The organism is Brevundimonas sp. Root1279 (assembly GCF_001425945.1).
Classification (GTDB): Bacteria; Pseudomonadota; Alphaproteobacteria; order Caulobacterales; family Caulobacteraceae; genus Brevundimonas.
Genome location: NZ_LMEB01000006.1, coordinates 75,088 through 93,297, shown reverse-complemented (window position 1 = coordinate 93,297; position 18,210 = coordinate 75,088). Strand labels below are relative to the sequence as shown.

The 18,210-nt window shown below is 68.3% G+C and carries 21 protein-coding genes; 11 read left to right on the top strand and 10 right to left on the bottom strand.

Going from position 1 to position 18,210, the window contains the following annotated elements; genetic code table 11:
* Positions 1-9 precede the first annotated feature (9 nt).
* The 9 genes from ASC65_RS08460 to ASC65_RS08420 all read left to right on the top strand — a co-directional run bounded on the left by ASC65_RS08460 (position 10) and on the right by ASC65_RS08420 (position 10,145).
* Positions 10-975, top strand: coding sequence for a DUF4350 domain-containing protein (locus tag ASC65_RS08460; protein ID WP_056451617.1), 966 nt, complete (start codon positions 10-12; stop codon positions 973-975).
* 12 nt (positions 976-987) lie between these two features.
* Positions 988-1,224, top strand: coding sequence for a hypothetical protein (locus ASC65_RS08455; RefSeq protein WP_056451616.1), 237 nt, complete (start codon positions 988-990; stop codon positions 1,222-1,224).
* 120 nt (positions 1,225-1,344) lie between these two features.
* A complete protein-coding gene (locus tag ASC65_RS08450; protein ID WP_056451615.1) occupies positions 1,345-1,959 on the top strand; it encodes a superoxide dismutase in 615 nt (204 codons plus the stop codon).
* Positions 1,960-2,033: 74 nt separating this feature from the next.
* On the top strand, positions 2,034-2,978 hold the full coding sequence (locus ASC65_RS08445; RefSeq protein ID WP_056451613.1) for an MBL fold metallo-hydrolase: 945 nt from the start codon (positions 2,034-2,036) through the stop codon (positions 2,976-2,978).
* Positions 2,979-3,040: 62 nt separating this feature from the next.
* Positions 3,041-4,552 (top strand): alpha-N-arabinofuranosidase, encoded by a 1,512-nt coding sequence (locus ASC65_RS08440; protein ID WP_056451608.1) that lies wholly within the window; start codon positions 3,041-3,043, stop codon positions 4,550-4,552.
* 61 nt (positions 4,553-4,613) lie between these two features.
* Positions 4,614-6,194: a GH39 family glycosyl hydrolase gene (locus ASC65_RS08435; protein ID WP_235561446.1), complete on the top strand. Its 1,581-nt coding sequence runs from the start codon at positions 4,614-4,616 to the stop codon at positions 6,192-6,194.
* Between the two features lie 177 nt (positions 6,195-6,371).
* The gene (locus tag ASC65_RS08430) at positions 6,372-8,744 is read left to right on the top strand and encodes a bifunctional diguanylate cyclase/phosphodiesterase (protein WP_082525943.1); all 2,373 of its coding nucleotides are present in this window, start codon (positions 6,372-6,374) and stop codon (positions 8,742-8,744) included.
* 167 nt (positions 8,745-8,911) lie between these two features.
* Positions 8,912-9,529 (top strand): 30S ribosomal protein S4, encoded by a 618-nt coding sequence (gene rpsD, locus ASC65_RS08425; protein ID WP_056451603.1) that lies wholly within the window; start codon positions 8,912-8,914, stop codon positions 9,527-9,529.
* Positions 9,530-9,725: 196 nt separating this feature from the next.
* A complete protein-coding gene (locus ASC65_RS08420) occupies positions 9,726-10,145 on the top strand; it encodes a hypothetical protein (protein WP_056451602.1) in 420 nt (139 codons plus the stop codon).
* Positions 10,146-10,156: 11 nt separating this feature from the next.
* Here ASC65_RS08420 and ASC65_RS17120 read toward each other — a convergent pair whose 3' ends face one another.
* The 4 genes from ASC65_RS17120 to grxD all read right to left on the bottom strand — a co-directional run bounded on the left by ASC65_RS17120 (position 10,157) and on the right by grxD (position 12,235).
* Positions 10,157-10,300 carry a hypothetical protein gene (locus ASC65_RS17120; protein WP_156459598.1) on the bottom strand — a complete coding sequence of 48 codons (144 nt, stop codon included), beginning with the start codon at positions 10,298-10,300 and terminating at the stop codon, positions 10,157-10,159.
* A gap of 341 nt (positions 10,301-10,641) precedes the next feature.
* Positions 10,642-11,328, bottom strand: coding sequence for a hypothetical protein (locus ASC65_RS08415; RefSeq protein WP_056451601.1), 687 nt, complete (start codon positions 11,326-11,328; stop codon positions 10,642-10,644).
* Between the two features lie 122 nt (positions 11,329-11,450).
* The gene (locus ASC65_RS08410) at positions 11,451-11,879 is read right to left on the bottom strand and encodes an acyl-CoA thioesterase (RefSeq protein WP_056451600.1); all 429 of its coding nucleotides are present in this window, start codon (positions 11,877-11,879) and stop codon (positions 11,451-11,453) included.
* Positions 11,879-12,235, bottom strand: coding sequence for a Grx4 family monothiol glutaredoxin (grxD, locus tag ASC65_RS08405; protein ID WP_056451599.1), 357 nt, complete (start codon positions 12,233-12,235; stop codon positions 11,879-11,881). The genes ASC65_RS08410 and grxD overlap by 1 nt, the downstream gene beginning before the upstream one ends.
* A gap of 172 nt (positions 12,236-12,407) precedes the next feature.
* Between grxD and ASC65_RS08400 the strand changes: the two genes are divergently transcribed.
* The gene (locus ASC65_RS08400) at positions 12,408-13,484 is read left to right on the top strand and encodes a flavodoxin family protein (RefSeq protein ID WP_056451597.1); all 1,077 of its coding nucleotides are present in this window, start codon (positions 12,408-12,410) and stop codon (positions 13,482-13,484) included.
* A 66-nt stretch (positions 13,485-13,550) separates the two neighbouring features.
* On the opposite strand, the gene ASC65_RS08395 is transcribed toward ASC65_RS08400, so the two are convergent.
* The 4 genes from ASC65_RS08395 to radC form a co-directional block, all read right to left on the bottom strand.
* Positions 13,551-14,471 carry an aldo/keto reductase gene (locus ASC65_RS08395; protein ID WP_056451595.1) on the bottom strand — a complete coding sequence of 307 codons (921 nt, stop codon included), beginning with the start codon at positions 14,469-14,471 and terminating at the stop codon, positions 13,551-13,553.
* A gap of 3 nt (positions 14,472-14,474) precedes the next feature.
* Positions 14,475-14,714 (bottom strand): BolA/IbaG family iron-sulfur metabolism protein, encoded by a 240-nt coding sequence (locus ASC65_RS08390; RefSeq protein WP_056451593.1) that lies wholly within the window; start codon positions 14,712-14,714, stop codon positions 14,475-14,477.
* 122 nt (positions 14,715-14,836) lie between these two features.
* Complete coding sequence (locus ASC65_RS08385) at positions 14,837-15,355, bottom strand: GNAT family N-acetyltransferase (RefSeq protein ID WP_056451591.1); 519 nt, start codon at positions 15,353-15,355, stop codon at positions 14,837-14,839.
* 27 nt (positions 15,356-15,382) lie between these two features.
* A complete protein-coding gene (gene radC / locus ASC65_RS08380; protein ID WP_056451589.1) occupies positions 15,383-16,108 on the bottom strand; it encodes a RadC family protein in 726 nt (241 codons plus the stop codon).
* Positions 16,109-16,269: 161 nt separating this feature from the next.
* Here radC and ASC65_RS08375 point away from each other — a divergent pair, with 161 nt between their 5' ends.
* Complete coding sequence (locus tag ASC65_RS08375; RefSeq protein WP_056451588.1) at positions 16,270-16,608, top strand: hypothetical protein; 339 nt, start codon at positions 16,270-16,272, stop codon at positions 16,606-16,608.
* A gap of 11 nt (positions 16,609-16,619) precedes the next feature.
* On the opposite strand, the gene map is transcribed toward ASC65_RS08375, so the two are convergent.
* Positions 16,620-17,441, bottom strand: coding sequence for a type I methionyl aminopeptidase (gene map / locus ASC65_RS08370; protein ID WP_056451587.1), 822 nt, complete (start codon positions 17,439-17,441; stop codon positions 16,620-16,622).
* Positions 17,442-17,461: 20 nt separating this feature from the next.
* The gene (gene sfsA / locus ASC65_RS08365) at positions 17,462-18,178 is read right to left on the bottom strand and encodes a DNA/RNA nuclease SfsA (protein WP_056451585.1); all 717 of its coding nucleotides are present in this window, start codon (positions 18,176-18,178) and stop codon (positions 17,462-17,464) included.
* Positions 18,179-18,210 lie beyond the last annotated feature (32 nt).

Here is an 18,210-nt window from a genome sequence, read left to right as displayed (position 1 = left end):
GAGACCGGCATGAAACATTCGATCCTGGCGCTCGCAATCGGGGTGGCCGCAGCCGTCGCTGCGCCGGCCCTGGCCCAGCAGCAGATGGTCGATCCGGACTTCCGCCCGACGGTGACGCGACCGGTCTATGCGGCCGAAGCCGGGCCGGTGGTCTCGATCGATGAGGCGCACCGCAATTTCCACCGCATGGAGGGGCAGTACGCGCCCTTCGCCGCCCTGCTGCGCGCTGACGGTTACCGCGTGCGGGCCGGGACCAAGGCCTTCGCGGCCGGCGGGCTGGAAGGCGTGGACGTTCTTGTCGTCGCCAACGCCGGCCTTCCGTCGCAGGAGGCGACCGGGCCGGTGTTCGATGAAGCCGAGATCGCGGCGCTGGAGGCCTGGGTGCGCGGCGGCGGCAAGCTGTTGCTGATCGCCGACCATGCGCCATTTGGAGCCGCCGCCGAACCGCTGGCGGCGCGGTTCGGGGTGAAGATGGGCACGGGCTACGCCTTCGCCCTCGCCGTCGACGGCCGGCCGACCAGCACCCTGACCTATCCGGCCGAGGCCTTCGGGACGCACCCGATCATCGCCGGCCGGGACGCGGGCGAGCGGGTCTCCGAGGTGACCGCCTTCACCGGCCAGTCGCTGGAGGGGCCGCCGGCGGCGGCCGTGCTGCTGCCGATCACCATCGGCGCGCGGGAGACCCCGGACGGGCCGACGCTCGGCGCGGTGGCCCAGCGGCTGGAGGCCGGCGAGGCGGTGGACGCCGTCCTGGCCGAGCTGTCCAAGCCCGCCCTGCCGGCGCAGGGGCTGGCCTTCGACTACGGCGAGGGCCGGGTGGTGGTGCTGGGCGAGGCGGGCATGCTGTCGGCCCAGCTGATCCGCTTCCCGCCCGAGGATGGCCGGCCCGATCGCCGCTTCGGCATGAACGTCGCGCCGGGCAATGCGCAGTTCGGCCTCAACATCGTTCACTGGCTGAGCGGGGTCCTGCCGTAGTACAGGGGCACCATGACCGACGCCTCCCCCGATTTCGACGCCCTCTTCGCCGACCTGTGCACCCAGGTCGGCATCTGCCTGCATCCCAAGGCCGAGACCAAGGTGAAGGCGGCGCTGGAGCGCGGCCTGGACGCCGCCGTGCGCGCCGTGTTCGAGGCCGAGGGCATCGACGAGCCGTCCGCCACCGGGGACCTGCGCCGGGCCGTGCGCGACTGCATCAAGTCACACGTGGCCCCGAAGCGCGACTAGAGGCGAGCCCGCCCCGCACGGGGCGGACCGGGAACGAAATCGGCCCCATCCGGCTTGGGTTCGGCAAGCGGGCGCCTAGATAAGGCGCCGTTGCAAACCCCTGTCGAAGGAGCCCTCCCCATGGCCTTCACCCTGCCTCCGCTGCCCTATGCCTATGACGCTTTGGAGCCGGCCATCGACAAGGAGACGATGACCTTCCACCACGACAAGCATCACCAGACCTACGTCGACAATCTGAACAAGGCCGTCGACGCCGACCCGAGCCTGCAGGGCAAGTCGCTGGAGGAGCTGTTCAAGACCATCTCCAAGGCCCCCAAGGCGGTGCGCAACAACGGCGGCGGGCACTGGAACCACAGCCTGTTCTGGGAGCTGCTGGCCCCCGCCGATCAGGCCGGTCAGCCCTCGGCGGAACTGGCCGCGGCCATCGACCGCGACCTCGGCGGCCTGGACAAGTTCAAGGAAGACTTCAACGCCGCCGGCGCCGGCCAGTTCGGGTCGGGCTGGGCCTGGCTGATCGTCCAGGACGGCAAGCTGAAGGTCACCTCGACGCCCAACCAGGACAATCCCCTGATGGACGTCGCCGACGAGAAGGGCGCCGTGGTCCTGGCGGCTGACGTCTGGGAGCACGCCTACTACCTGAAGTACCAAAATCGCCGCGCCGACTACCTCAAGGCCTTCTGGACGGTGGTGAACTGGAACAAGGCCAACGCCCTGTTCGCGGCCGCCACGGCCTGATCCCGGCCGGGCGGGGGTGGCGTCGGGGCGCCCGGCGCCCCAGGTTAGCTTGACCATATTCCAGGGAGCGTCCGATGACCCTTCACCCCCGCCTCGCCGCCGCCGGCCTGATGCTGTCCGTGATTCTGGCGGCCTGTTCCGAACCGGCCGAGCCGCCCGCTAAGGCTCCGGAACCGGCGGCCCCGGCCCCGGCGGTCGCCGCCAATACGGACGTCCAGGCCTTCCAGGTGGGGCAGCTGCAACTGACCGCCCTGCGCGACGGCGGCATGGCCCTGCCGGCCACCAATGCGCAGATGAGCCCGTGGGCGAACACCGCCGAGGCTGAGCAGCTGCTGACCGCCAACGGCGTGGCGGACAAGGCGATCCACCTGTCGATCCAGCCGCTGCTGGTCCGCGACGGCGACCGGATCGTGCTGATCGACACCGGCGCCGCCGGTGAGATGGGCACCGACGGACGTCTGCTGGCCTCGCTGGCCACGGCGGGCGTTACGCCGGACCAGGTCACGGACATCCTGATCTCGCACGGCCATGGCGACCACGTCGGGGGCCTGTTCGCCAAGGACGGGACGCTCGCCTTCCCGAACGCCGCCATCCGCATCAGCATCCCTGAGTGGGCGGCCATGCACGACGACGACGCGTTCGAGGAGAAGATCCGGACCATGACGCCCCGGGTGCGGCCGTTCGCGCCGGGCTCGAAGGTGACCCCGTCGATCACCGCCGTCTCGCTGGACGGCCATACCCCTGGCCATACCGGCTATGAGATCGTCTCGGGCACGGAGCGGCTGCTCTACTTCGGCGACGCCATGCACAGCGCGATCCTGTCGGTGCAACGCCCCGACTGGACCAACGCCTGGGATGCCGACAACACCGAGGCCAAGGTCACCCGCCAGCGGCTGCTGAACCGCGCCGCCTCGGACAATCTGCGCGTCTACGGGGTGCATTTCCCCTTCCCGGGCCTCGGCCGGATCCAGCGCCGCGACGATGGCTTCGTCTGGGTTCCGGAGGCGGTCGCGCCGTAAGCATCTTCACCGCCGTCCGCGCTTCTGTTCTGATAGCGCTAACAGGGAAGCGCGGGGCGGTGATGCGGACGTTGATTTCGGGACTTGTCGCAGCGGCGCTCCTGGCCGCCTCGCCGGCCATGGCCGAGGTGCGCGGCAGTGTGCGACTGGATCAGCCGGGCGCGCGGGTGAATCCCGATGTGTACGGCCAGTTCATGGAGCAGCTGGGCAGCGGAATCACTGGCGGCGTCTGGGTCGGCGAGGGCTCGGCCATCCCCAACACCCGGGGCTTCCGCAATGACGTGGTCGCCGCGCTGAAGGCCCTGGAGGTTCCGGTCGTGCGCTGGCCGGGCGGCTGCTACGCCGACACCTATCACTGGCGCGACGGGATCGGCCCGAGGGGCGGCCGGCCAGTGACGCTGAACCGCTGGTGGGGCAACAGTGAAGAGGACAACGCCTTCGGCACCCATGAATTCTTCGACTTCGCCGAACTGATCGGGGCGAAGACCTATCTCAGCATCAACATGGGGTCGGGCACGCCCGCCGAGGCGGCGCAGTGGGTGGAGTACATCACCTCAGACACGCGCTCGACCCTGGCGCAGGAGCGTCGGGCCAACGGACGCGAGCGACCGTGGAAGATCGACTACCTCGGCCTGGGTAACGAGCCCTGGGGCTGCGGCGGCCGAATGCGGGCGAGCTATTACAATGACCTGATGCGCCAGTACGTCGGCTTCGTCATGCCGGCGGGCACGACCGCGGTGGCGGCGGGACCAAACGCCGAGGACTACGACTGGACCCGGACGCTGATGCGCGACGGGCGCGACAACTTCGATGCCCTGTCGCTGCACTACTATACCCTGCCGACGGGCGACTGGGCGCGGAAGGGCGCATCTGTCGGCTTCGATGAAACGGAATGGGACGCGACTTTCCGGCAGGCCTACCGCATCGAGGAGATGATCCAGCGGCACGACGCGATCATGGATGAGTACGACCCGACCGCGCGGGTCGGGTTGGCGGTCGATGAGTGGGGCGCTTGGTACGATCCGACGCCGGGAACGGTGGCGGGCCATCTGAAGCAACAGAACTCGCTGCGGGACGCCCTGCTCGCGGCCGTCCATTTCAACATCTTCCATCGCCACGCTGACCGGGTGCGGATGAGCAATGTGGCGCAGATGGTCAATGTGCTGCAGGCCCTCATCCTGACCGACGGGCCGCGCATGACGCTGACACCGACCTATCATGCCTTCATGCTCTACAAGCCGTTCCGGCAGGCGGCCGTACTGCCGGTGACGTTGGAAGAGGGCGGAGGCTCGCGGGTGGACGTCAGCGCCGCGCGCGGCGACGACGGCGTGGTTCACGTCGCGCTGGTGAATCTCGATCCGTCGGCGCCGGCGGAAATCCGCCTGCGGTTGGACGGCGGACACGGACGCCAGGTCAGCGGGCAGGTCCTGACCTCGGGCCGGATGGATGCGCACAATACCTTCGAGGCGCCGAACGCCATCGCCCCCGCCGCTTTCCAGGGCGCGAGGATCGAGGACGGGGTGCTGATCGCCACCCTGCCGGCCAAGGCGCTGGTGGTCCTGGAGGTCCGCTAGCGGCTTGCCGGGCGCGAATGTTAGCGCTACCAAATTCCGCCTGTACCAAGGGGGATGCGGCATGGGCGGAGCGTTTAAGTGGATCGGCGGGATGGCGGCGGCGCTGTTGCTGGCGACGCCTGGCCTGGCGACGGCGCAGGCCTCCCCGTCTGAGAGCCGGGTCATCGCCCTGGATCTGGCCGGCCCGACCACGCCGCGCGACCGGATGGCCGAACTGTCCGTCGGTTCGGACTATCCGGGCACCCTGAGCCGAGAAGACAGCCTGGCCCAGCTGGAGACGGTCCAGGACGAGCTCGGCTTCCGCTACATCCGCTTCCACGACATCTTCCATGACGAGATGGGCGTCTACCGCGAGGTCGACGGGCGGCCGGTCTACGATTTCAGCAGGATCGACCGGCTCTACGACCGCCTGCTGGGCATGAACATCAAGCCCTTCATCGAGCTGGGCTTCACGCCCGATGCGATGAAGACCTCGGACCAAACCATCTTCTACTGGAAGGGCAACACCTCCCACCCGCAGCCGGAGAAGTGGGAAGGCCTGATCGACGCCTTCGTGCGCCACCTGATCGACCGCTACGGCGCCGAGGAGGTGCGGACCTGGTATTTCGAGTTCTGGAACGAGCCCAACCTGGCCGGCTTCTGGGAGGGCGCCGACCAGGCCGCATATTTCGAATATTACGGACGCACGGTCCGGACCATCAAGGCGATCGACCCGGCGCTGCGCGTCGGCGGGCCATCGACCGCTGGGGCGGATTGGGTGCCGGCGTTCCTGGCCTACGCCGACGCCAATGACCTGCCAGTCGACTTCATCACCACCCACACCTACGGCGTCGACGGCGGCTTCCTGGACGAGAAAGGCGAGAGCGACATCAAGCTGTCGCGCAGCCCTGACTCGATCATCGGCGACGTCCGGAGGGTGCGTGAGCAGATCGGCGCCTCTACGCGACCCGACCTGCCGCTGTTCTTCACCGAGTGGAGCAGCAGCTACAACCCGCGCGACCCGGTCCACGACGACTACCTCGGCGCCTCCTACATCCTGACCAAGCTGCGCCAGAGCGAGGGTCTGGTTCAGGGGATGAGCTACTGGACCTTCAGCGACCTGTTCGAGGAGCCGGGGCCGCAGACCAAGCCGTTCGAGGGCGGCTTCGGCCTGATGACGCCGCAGGGCGTGAGGAAGCCGACCTGGTTCGCCTACAAATACCTGAACAGCCTGGGCGACCGCGAGCTGTCCACCGGCGACGACCAGAGCATCGCGGCGCTCGACGGCGACAAGCTGCAGGTGCTGGCCTGGCGCTGGGAGCTGCCGGAGCAGCCGGTAAGCAACCGGCCCTTCTTCCGCCAGGTGCGCGAGGCCCCGGCCGCCGGGCCGCTGGAGATCACGCTGTCCGGGCTGCCGGCGGGCGAGCATGCGGTCTCGGTGCGGCGGGTCGGCTTCAGGGCCAACGACGCCTACACCGCCTGGCTTGAGATGGGCTCGCCGGGCACGCTGGACGCCGCCCAGCTGGCGCAACTGCAGAGTCTGACCCGGGATCTGCCCGAAACGCACCGGATCACGGTCGGCGCTGACGGTCGCGGGCGGCTGACCTTGCCGATGCGGGTGCATGACGTGGTGCTTGTCGAAATAGAGAACGCTGCTCCCTGAGCTTGCGTCTGGAAGGTTCCTTGAACGATGTTCGCGTCTCACCTCGGGGCGGGGGAGGCTTTACTTGACGCGTCTGAGCCCGGTCCTCCGTTAACGCTGGTTAAGCCTAAGCGTTAGGCGAGAGATCAAGGTCTTTGTGTAGGGAGGAGGCTGCCGTTTCCTCCCCCGAAGGCCGCGATGCGTATTCTTTCCTGCCTCATCGACCAGCACGACTACTTCCTCACCGGCCTGGCTGCGCTGATCTGCGTGCTGGGGTCGTGGGTGACGCTGCGACTGTTCGAGAAGCTGCGCGGCAGCGCCGTCGGTGCGCGCATGACCTGGACCTTCCTGGGCGCCATCTCGGGCGGGGCGACCATCTGGTGCACCCACTTCGTGGCCATGTTGGCCTATCAGCCGGGCGCCGAGACGACCTATGCGCCGGTCCTGACCGGGGTCTCGCTCGCCGTGGCCGTGGTCGGAGTCGGCGCGGCCCTGATAATCGGGACGCGGCGCACGCGCGCAGCGGCCGTCGCGGGCGGCGTCGTGTTCGGCCTGACCACCGCGGCCATGCACTACACCGGCATGGCGGCCTTCACGGCTGACGCCCTGATCAGCTGGCACGCGGCCTATGTCGCCGCCTCGGTGCTGGCCGCGGCCGCGGGCGGGGCCCTGACCTTCGACCTGGCGCGGCGTGGCCTGAAGGGCCGGCGCTGGGCCATGGTTCCGGGCTCCATGGTGCTGACCATCGTCGCCCTGCACTTCACCGGCATGGGCGCGCTGGACGTCGTGCCCCTGGCGCCGCTGGACGGCGCCGCGACGGGCGAGACCGCCCGCGGCCTGCTGGCGGCGGCGGTGGCCTCGGTGGCCTTCCTGATCCTCAGCGTCGCCCTGGCCAGTCAGGCGCTGGAGGACCAGACCCGCAAGATCGCCCAGAAGCGCCTGAGCCTGCTGATCGAGGGCAGCGTCGACGGCATGCTGGTCGAGGGCGACGAGGGCGTCCTGATCGTCAATGCGGCCTTCGCCGAACTGTGCGGAGCTCCGGCTTCCGCCGTCGTGGGACGCCGGGTGTCGGACTGGGTCGACCAGGCCGAAGACATGCTCGGCGGCGCCCTGGTCCAGAGCGAGCTGAAGGCCGCCGACGGCACGGTGATCCCGGTCGAGGTGGCCGTGCGCCGCGAGCGGCGCGATGACGGCGTGGCCGGCGACGCCCGAATCTTCGCCGTGCGCGATCTGCGCGCCCGCCTGGCCCAGGAAAGGCGCATCGCCCACCTGGCCCGCAACGACAGCCTGACCGGTCTGCCCAACCGCGCCTCGTTCCTGGAAAAGCTGGAGCGTCAGGCGGCGGTGTCCGAGCCGGGCCGCCGCTTCGCCCTGCTGGCCATGGACCTGGACCGGTTCAAGGAGATCAACGACATCTACGGCCACGCCGTGGGCGACCAGGTGCTGGTCCACGTCGCGGGCCAGATGAAGGAGGCCGTGCGCGAGGGCGAGTTCGTGGCCCGACTGGGCGGCGACGAGTTCGTCGCCATCGTGCCGATCGACGACCGCATCGAGGCCTTCGAGGCGGCCGAGCGCCTGCGCGCCGCAGCCCTGACGCCGATGCAGGCCGAGCACGCCGAGCTGCAGTGCGGGGCCAGCATCGGCATCGCCGTCTGGCCGGACGACGCGACCGAGCCCTCGGTGCTGATCAATGACGCCGACCTGGCCATGTACCGGGCCAAGGCCTCGCTGACCGACGACATCTGTTTCTACGAAGGGGCGATGGACGAGGCGGTGCGCGAGCGTCGCCGCATCACCCAGGGCCTGCGCGAGGCGCTGGATCACGAGCGGTTCGAGCTGCACTACCAGGTGCAGGCCTCGCTGGAGACCGGCAAGGTGACCGGCTTCGAGGCCCTTCTGCGCTGGCCGCAGGCGGACGGGAAATTCATCTCGCCGGCCGATTTCATTCCGATCGCCGAGGAAACCGGCCTGATCCTGCAGATCGGCGAATGGGTGCTGCGCCGCGCCTGCGCCGAGGCGGCCGCCTGGAAGGAGCCGCACAAGATCGCGGTCAACCTGTCGCCGGTGCAGCTGTCGCACACCGACCTGCCGCGCCTCGTGCATCAGGTGCTGCTGGAGAGCGGACTGTCGCCGAGCCGGCTGGAGCTGGAGATCACCGAGACGGCGATGATCTCGGACCTGACCCGCACCACCCATGTGCTGCGTCAACTGAAGGGCCTGGGCGTGTCGATCGCCATGGACGACTTCGGCACCGGCTATTCGTCGCTGTCGACCCTGCGCGCCTTCCCGTTCGACAAGATCAAGCTGGACCGGTCGTTCATGTCCGAGGTCGACGCCAGCCCGCAGTCGCGCGCCATCATCCGCGCCGTGCTGGCCCTGGGCGAGAGCCTGGACATCCCGGTCCTGGCCGAGGGCGTGGAGACCAGCGGCCAACTGGCCTTCCTGCGCGAGCAGGGCTGCAACGAGGCCCAGGGCTATCTGCTGGGTCGGCCGGGTCGCGACACCCAGGCGGCGGCCGGGGCCGACGTTCTGATCATTCCGGCCGGGATGCTGGAGAGCGAGGCGGCCTGACAGCGCCGCCGGCGTTGACTCGTGCCCGCTCCATGGGCATAAGCGCCGCCTTCACGTCCCAGGCCTCGGCTCGGGGCGCGTCCTATGACGGACGATGCGTGGACCGCCGTTGAGATCGCATTCCCACTAACGGGGATGCCGGGCCGCATCAGCATAGAGAGTGACTTATGTCCAAGCGCCACAGCGCCAAGTACAAGATCGACCGCGCCATGGGTGAAAACCTGTGGGGCCGCTCGAAGTCCCCGGTTAACAAGCGCTCGTACGGCCCCGGCCAGCACGGTCAGCGCCGCAAGTCGAAAGTCTCGGACTTCGGCCTGCAGCTGAAGGCCAAGCAGAAGCTGAAGGGCTACTACGGCAACATCACCGAGAAGCAGTTCGCCGCGACCTACGCCGAAGCGACCCGTCGCAAGGGCAACAGCTCGGAGAACCTGATCGGCCTGCTGGAATCGCGCCTGGACGCCATCGTCTACCGCGCCAAATTCGTCCCGACCGTCTGGGCCGCTCGCCAGTTCGTCAGCCACGGCCACGTGACCGTCGACGGCAAGAAGGTCGACATCGGTTCGTACCGCGTGAAGCCGGGCCAGGTCATCGAGGTCAAGGAAAAGTCGCGCGCCATGGCGCTGGTGCTCGAAGCCCAGCAGTCGTCGGAACGTGACGTGCCGGACTACCTCGAGCTGGGCGACCGCGGCTTCACGGTCCGCTACGTCCGCGTGCCGGAACTGGCCGACGTGCCGTTCCCGGTGAAGATGGAGCCGAACCTGGTCGTCGAATACTACTCGTCGTAAGCCGGTTTCGCCCCGCTTTTCAAAGCGGTAGAGTATCTGGAAAGGCCCCGGAGCAATCCGGGGCCTTTCTATTTGCGGCGAATGCTGGGGATGATCCGTCTTCGGACGGGGGACTAAGCCGAACGGTGGGCTTTCAATGTCACGGGAACAGGCGCAATCTGGCCATAGTTCAGAATCCGGCTGCGGGAGGCAGGAGATGAGACGGTTCGCCAAGCTCGGCGCGATCCTCGCGTTCGCCGTCACCGCATCCGGCTGCGCTTGGGTTCAACAGACCACCCAACCCGTCCTGGCTCAGCTGAACCAGCTGACCAAGGTCGAAGAACCCTCGGCCGGCGACCTGCCGGGCCAGATCGAGCCCGTGCATGCGGCGGCCATCGCCCAGAACGAGGCCGTCTTCTGGGTCAGTTCGAACGGCTGCACCGCGAAGGCCGATCTAACCCCGATCATCCGCCGGGGCGGCGACGGCGCGGTGATCAGCCTGCGCCGCATCAAGGAAGATCTGTGCCGCGATCCGAAGCCTGAGGGCGTCGAGATGCGCTGGACCTTCCAGGAGATGGGCCTGGAGCCCGGCGCGCGGGTCTCGGTAGAGAATCCCTACCAGATGCCGCGCGGCTGAGCGCAGGCTCGCTACAACAACTGCTCGCAGCGTGGATCGCCCGGACAGACGGGCAGCTTCTTCCTGGCCGGATCGCGGCAGGCCGACAGGCTGGCGACCACAGCGATGATCGACAGGGCATAGACGAGCGTCGTCACGTTCTTCGACTTGCTCATGGCGTTTCTCCGTTCCTTTCGAAGCGACGCCGCGGTCCATGCCCTGTCGGGCTTCGTTCAGCGCGTAACGACCTTGCCTTCACAGCGAGGGTCGCCCGGACAGGTGGGCAGCGGCGGCGGGGGTGGCGGCGGCGGGGGCGACGACGGGAGCACCTCGTCGTCGGTCGGTTTCGGCGGCTCCCGGTCCTGTCCCGGGGGCGTAGGCGGGGTTTCCTGGGGCGGCTTGAGTTCAGTCGGCGGCGGCGTCTCTGCGGTCGTCTCGTCGGGCGCAGGCGTCTTGGCCTCCTGTTGGGTGCAGGCCGTCAGGCAGAGCGCGGCCGTAAGCGGCGCGGCCACGGCCATCAGATGCAGTTTCCGGTCGCCCATCCGTTCTCTCCTGTTCGCTTGATGATGTAGGCCCAAGCCTGCCGCGTCTCGTTCGACAGGGCGCAGGTCACGTACTTGCGGCCGTCTTCGGCCATGGAAAGCTCGACCGTAAATCGAAGATCAGGGTTGGGCTCAAGTATCCCAGACGCACTATTGAAATCGGCATAGGCTTCGCAGGCCGATGTCTCCGAGATGCAATTCCCCATGGACAGGGGGAAGCTGATGTAGAGCGACAGGGCGTTTCCGCCCGAAATGTTAATCCCGTCCGCGCGTTCCTCTCCGATTGTCATCTGTTTCTTGCGAATACATCGGGTCATTTCCGGGCAGGCGACGACATCGTCGTCCGTGGTGGAGAAGATCGGCTCCACGGTCGACTCGGCCCGAAACACAGCCTCCTTGCCCGGCGGGGCGCCGCTGATCCTCAGCACCAGGCTTTCGGTTGTGTCGGGGAAACGCGAGCGGTTGAGGATGGTGGTGTCGAGGGCCACCCACATGATCGAGTTCTCATCGGCGCCGTCGCGATAGAGCAGCACCTGGCGCGGCGGGCTGACCTCGATCTTGGCCCCATGGATGCGGTCCCACAGGTCCGGACCGGCGACGAGGGCGGTCAGCCCGGCGGCGACCCAGGCGGCTGCGGCGGTCCAGGTCTCGCTGGACACCATGCGATCCCTCCCGCGCGGCGCCGGAATTCACCGGTACGAAGCCGGAATGCTTAGCAGCAAGCGGAGCCGTCGAGGATCAGGGGAAACCCTGAGACCGAGCCCGGTGGCGCGGGGTTCGGGTCTCAGCCGGCCTCGAAGGCGGGCAGCATGTCCGCGGGGATGCGATGGGGCCGCATGGTCGTCGCATCGACCAGCACCCACTCCGTGACGCCCTGGGCGCACAGCTTGCCGTCGGCGTCCTCGATGCGGACGAAGCGGTTGAAGCGCGGGCCTTGCGGCTCGCCCACCCAGGTGCGGGCCTTCACGCCGGTCGCGTCGGGCATCAGGGGGCGGAAATAGTCGATCTCGTGCCGGACCCCGACCCAGGACCAGCGGGCGCGGTCCTCGGGGCTGAAGCGGGCGTTCCAATGGGCCGTGCCGGCGTCCTGCAGCCAGCCGACATAGACCACATTGTTGACGTGGCCGTTCTCGTCGATGTGCTCAGGCCGGACCTCGAGCGGATGCACGAAAATCTCGCGGTCCGACCGGGGCTCCAGCTGGGCCCTCGCCATCAGGCGTCGACTTCGCCCAGGGCCACGCCCTTTTCGGCCAGCAGGGCCTGCAGCTCGCCGGCGTTGAACATCTCGCGCACGATATCCGAGCCGCCCACGAACTCGCCCTTGATGTAGAGCTGCGGGATGGTCGGCCAGTCGCTGAAGGTCTTGATGCCCTCACGCAGGGCTTCATCCTGCAGCACGTCGACGCCGACGAACGACGCGCCGACGTGGTCGAGGATCTGCACCGCCAGCGAAGAGAAGCCGCAGCGGGGCGCGTCCGGCGTGCCCTTCATGAACAGGACGACGTCGTGGCCCTTGATCGTGTCGCTGATGAAGGCGTGGACGGGGCTGGCGGCGGCTTGGTCGGTCACGGGGCAGGGCCTTTCGATGAAGGGCGTCAGCTAGGGGCGCGGGGGCCTAGGGTCAAGGGCGGCGCACCGCCGCGCCCGGGTTTCGCCTGACAGGGTCGAGGCCGTCTGGGGCCGGAACAGCGGGGCTTTTCCTCACGTTAGGACGACGCCCCTGCCGGGCTGAGGACGCGCCATGGACACGCCGGAACCCCGCAAGGGCATGCCATCTCCGGAGCTGAACCGCGAGGACTTCACCGCCCGCTTCCTGAGCCGCTTCGCCGACCCGGCCTTCGAGGCCGAGAAGACCGCGCTTGAGCGGATCGCCGGCATCGCCTGGGACGGCTATTCGGAGGGGCGCAAGTCGCCGGTGACGCGAAAGGCGGGGGCCGGTTACGCCGACCCGGCCTACGACCTGTCGATCGACTGGATCAACGCCCACGAGGCGCTGAAGGCGGCCCAGGCGCGCCACGAGGACCCCGCAGGCCCGCTGCGGGCCCTGGTCGTCAACGGCTCGTCGCGGTCGGAGCACACCTGCCCCGGCGAGATGTCCAAGAGCTTCCGGCTGGCCACCATCGCCGAGCAGACGCTTCAGGCGGCGGGCGTCGAGACGACGGTGCTGGACCTGTCCCGGCTGGCCTCGGAGTTCGGGCGGACGATCCACCCCTGCAAGGCCTGTTTCTCCACCGCCGCACCGCTCTGCCACTGGCCGTGCAGCTGCTACCCCAACTATTCCCTGGGTCAGGTCGATGACTGGATGAACGACATCTACCCGTTGTGGGTCGAGGCGCACGGGGTGTTCCTGGTCACGCCGGTCAACTGGTACCAGGTGTCCTCGCCGATGAAGCTGATGATGGACCGGATGGTCTGCGCCGACGGCGGCAACCCCGACCCGACGCTCACCCACGGCAAGGATGCGAAGAAAGCCAAGGAAGAGGAGCTCAAGGGCTGGGACTATCCGCGTCACCTGGAGGGGCGGATCTTCTCGGTGGTGGTGCACGGCGACGTCGAGGGGGCCGAGAACGTGCGCCGCTCGATCTCGGACTGGCTGAAATTCATGAAGCTGACGCCGGCTGGGCCGGATGCCGAACTGGACCGCTACATCGGCTACTGGGAGCCCTACGCCACCAGCCACGACGCCTTGGATAAGGACACCGACATCCAGGCCGAGGTGACGATCGCCGCCGAGCAGCTGGCGCGGTCCCTGAAGGCGCGCCGCGAGGGTCGGCTGGTCACCACCTATGAGGGGCTGGAGAGCCCGCGGCAGAAATAGATCCAGAATCGAGGTGGAGCGAAATCTGAGCCTTGTTGGCCTGCGTCCAACAATGCCGATTTCGCTCTAGGCCGCCTTGGCGCCGGCGACGCGGGCCATCTCGATCTGGGCGGCGAGGCCGGGCGGCATGTCGCGATCGGGGACCATCGCCAGCATGTTCAGGCGCTCGATGTCCGAGGCGTTGATCAGGACGCTCGACACCGCCGGATCGGTCAGGGCGTAGGCGAGGCAGATGGCCTCGGCCGGCCAGTTGTTGGTGCTGTGCAGGAAGGCGAAGGTGCCGGCATGGTCCAGCGGCCCGGCCTTGGGCTTGGGCGACAGGAAGCCGAACAGGCCGCCCTTCTTCTCCTGGTGCGCGTTGGCGGCCTTCTTGGCCGTGTCCAGGCTCTCCGGGAAATAGTCGTAGACGAAGATGGCCATGTCGCTCTCGCGAGCGACGCGCAGGCGCGAGCGGATCTGCCACTGCGAATTGACGTGGAAGGGCGTCGCCAGCACGTCGAAGGCGCCGGTCGAGACATAGGTGTCCATGACGTCGCCGTCGCCGGACACGCCCAGCAGGCGCACCCGCTCGGTGGCGCGCAGGGCCTTGAGCGCATTCAGCGAGGACTGCGGCAACTCGTGGTCCGCCGGTTCGTGCAGCAGGGCCAGGTCGAACCAGCCGAGGTTCGAGATCTGCAGGGCTCGGTCGATGGCCGAGGTCATGCCCTCGGCCGAGAAGTCGCGGTCCGAACCGCGGCGGCCGTCGCCGGCGCCGAGGGTCAGCGACACCTGCACCAGCTTGCGCTCGACGTGCTGCAGGGCCTGGCCCAGAACCTCGGCGAGGACCGGGTCGGCGGTCTCCAGCCGATAGGAGTTGATGCCCGCCTCCAGCGCCGAATAGATCAGCTCGCGTCCGGCCTCAGGGCCTTTGGCGATGTCCCGCGGACCGAGGCTGAGGGTCAGGGCCGAGACGGCCTGTCCGGCCTGGCCGAAGGGGCGGTAGCGCATGCGTCAGTCTTCCTTGGGGGCCGAGGTCTCGAGCGCCAGGGCGTGCAGTTCGCCGCCCATCTTGCCCTTCAACGCCGCATAGACGAGCTGGTGCTGGCGAACCCGCGGCAGGCCGGAGAAGGCCGACGACACGATCCGCGCCCGATAGTGGTCGCCATCGCCCGCAAGGTCGTCGATCCCGATCTCAGCGTCGGGAAAGGCTTCGGCGAGATGGGCGCGGAGCTCGTCGATCGGCATGGGCATGAGGCAGGCATACTCCGAATTTGCGGCGCAGTCTGGCTTGTAAACCTTAATGTGAGGCTACGTCGGATCGTGAAACGGCCAAGGTTGTCCTAGGCTTGCATCATGAACGCCTGCCGGCCCGATCAGGCTGCCGCCCGCTCCAGCAGGAGCACCGTCTCGCCCTTGTAGGTCGTCTCGACGTAGGGGGCGTAGCCGGCGCGCTTGGCCAGGGTCAGGGACGGTTCGTTGCCGGGGCTGATCATGCAGACGGTGCGCGGGGCGTTGAGGGCGTCGTCGGCCCAGGTGAGGGCGGCCGACAGGGCTTCGTAGGCCAGGCCCTGACCCTGGAATTTCGGACGGATGCCCCAGCCCAGTTCGGGCGCGTCGATGCGCGGTTCGACCTCGCGGCGGAAGTCGAGGATGCCGACCGATCCGACATGCTCGCCGCTGTCCTTCAGGCGGATGGTCCAGTTGCCGTAGCCCAGCGCCTCCCAGTGGCCGATGTCGCGCAGCAGGCGGTACCAGACGTCCTCGCCGGTCAGCGGCTGGGGGAAGATGTGCTGGACGAACTCACGATCGGCCCACAGGGCCTTAAGCTCGTCGTAGTCCTTGAGCTCGACGGGCGTGAGGGTCAGGCGTTCGGTGATCAGGGTGCTGGTCATGACGCCCGTTGCATCACCGAAGTCGCGTCACATCAACCCCAGCTGCTTGAAGCTCGCCACCCCCTCGCGGCCGACCACCAGGTGGTCGTGCACCGACAGCTCCAGCGCCTTCGCCGCCTCGACCACCTGCCGGGTCATCTCGATGTCGGCGCGCGACGGGGTCGGGTCGCCGGAGGGGTGGTTGTGGACGATGATCATGGACTTGGCCGACAGCTCCAGCGCCCGGCGCACCACCTCGCGCGGATAGACCGGGGCGTGGTCGACGGTGCCGCGGTTCTGGATCTCGTCGAGGATCAGCTGGTTGCGGTTGTCGAGGTAGAGGACCCGGAACTGCTCGCGCGGCTCGTGCTGGAGGGCGACGCGGACATAGGCGAGCAGGGCGTTCCAGGAGGTGATCACGGGGCGTTTGGCGGCCGGCTCCTTGGCGGCCCGGCGCGTCACCTCGAAGATCAGCTGCAGATCCAGGGCGATGGCGCGCGTGGCCTTGCCCTTGGCGTAACCCAGGGCGCCGGCGACGGTGTCCTCGATGGCCTCGTGGCTGGCCGCGCCGATGCCCTCGAAGCCGCCGAAGCGGGCGAGCAGGTCTTTCGCCAGCGGCTTGGTGTCCTTGTAGGGCACGCTGCGGAACAGCAGCAGCTCCAGCAACTCGTAGTCGGGAAGGGCGGCGATGCCGCCGACAGCCGCACGCGCGCGCAGCCGATCGCGGTGGCCGGCGTGCTGAGCCCTGGTCGTTTTGGTCGGTCGTTCCAGCATCCGCCCCCGCAGAGGCCCAGACTATCGCAGAACGACGGTAGGGGAAGTAGGTCCCGCTCGGCGGCGTCGCTCAACCGGAAGTGTCCATGGCGACCGCCCGTAGCGCTTGCCGCGAATGGCGCAATGGGCGAGCGTGGACCGTCAACTCATCCGAGGCTCCCATGATCGCCACATCCCTCGCGCTCGCTTTGGCGATCCAGGCCGCCACTCCGGCGGCGCCGCCGCGTCTGACGCCCGAGCAGGAGCAGGCCAGGGGTCAGGCGGCGATCGAGGGCATGGCGCAGGTCTACACCGTGCTGGGCTCGTGCGAGCGGCACTTCACCCCGGAGCAGGTGCGGGCTGTGCGCGCGCCGCTGGAGCCGGAGCCGGGCGCTGCGCAGTCGCCGTTGCAGTCGCTGATCGACCAGGCCTACCAGCGCGGCAAGGCCGACACGACGAAGTCAGCGCCCTTCTGCCAGGAGGTGATGCGGATGCTGGCCGAGGCCCAGCGCGGCGGCTGACCGGGTCGCGATCAGAACTTCGGCCGGAAGATCCCGGCCGGGCTGGCGCTGAACAGTTCGACGCCGTCCTCGGTGACGCCGCAGCTGTGTTCGCACTGCGAGGACAGGGACTTGTCGCGGGTGACCGCGGTCCAGCCGTCGGACAGCACCTTCACGTGCGGCTTGCCCAGGTTCACCATCGGCTCGACGGTGAAGAACATGCCCGGCTTGAGCACGGCGCCCTCGCCGCGGCGGCCGTAGTGCAGGACGTTCGGGCTGTCGTGGAACAGGCGGCCGATGCCGTGGCCGCAGAAGTCGCGCACCACCGACATGCGGTTGGCCTCGACGACCTGCTGGATGGCGTAGCCGATGTCGCCGAAGGTGTTGCCCGGCTTGATCATGGCCAGGCCCGCCTCGAGCGAGTCATAGGTGACGTCGATCAGCTTCTTGGCGCGCGGATTGATCTGGCCGACCGGGTACATGCGGCTGGAGTCGCCGTGCCAACCCTCGACGATGACGGTGTGGTCGATGTTGACGATATCGCCGTCCTTCAGAACCTTGTCGCCGGGAATGCCGTGGCAGACGACGTGGTTGATCGAGGTGCAGACGGTCTTCTCATAGCCCTTGTAGCCGAGGCAGGCGGGCAGGGCGCCGTGGTCGAGGGTGAACTCGCGGATGCGGTCGTCGATCTCGCCCGTTGTCACGCCCGGCACGACATACGGCGTGATCATGTCCAGCGCCTCGGCCACCAGGCGGCCGGCCTTACGCATGCCCTCGAAGCCTTCGGCGTCGTGGACCCGGATCATGTGGGTGCGGACGAAGGTGTCCTCGTCCAGTTCAGGCGTTTCGTACATCGGTCTTCTTTCGGCGCGCCCTAAGGGCGCCAGGGCAGGGCGCGATCCAGGCGGATGGCTTCGGTCGTCAGGTGGCAACTGTAGCACAGAACCTCAACCCCGCGGGAGGCGGCGTCGCGCAGGGCGGGGCCGTAGGCGCGGTCGATGTCGTCCGCTGTGGTGAAGGCGTCGCAATCCATGCGCTGAATGACGAACAGCATCACCGCACGCCCGCCAGCCTCGACCACCCGCTCCAGCGCCTTCAGGTGCTTGACGCCGCGCACGGTGTTGCAGTCCGGGAACTCGGCAAGGCCTGGGGTGCGATTGAAGTGGCAGTTCTTGATCTCGACCCAGCAGGACGGGCGCAGCAGGGCGTCCGGGTCGCTCTGCAGCAGAATGTCGATACGGCTGTCGGTGTCGTAGCGGACCTCGCGGCGAAGGATCGGATAGCCGGTTAGCTCAGGAATGGCGTCGCGCGGAATCGCCGCCTCGGCGATGCGGTTGGGGTTCATGGTGTTGACCCCCACCAGGCCGGCGTCGGGCAGTTCGACCATCTCCAGCGTCAGCGGCAGCTTGCGCTTCGGATCCGGTGATCGGCTCAGCCACACCGGCAGGCCGGGCGCGGTCAGGCCGAGCATGGCCCCGGGATTGGGCACATGGACGGTGGTCGCGGTCCCGTCGTCGAGGATGACGTCCGCCAGAAACCGCTTGTAGCGGCGAACCAAGGTCCCGCGTTCGAGGGGCGTCTTGAAGATCATGCCGGCTCATAGCCGCACGGCGGCCCGCTTCG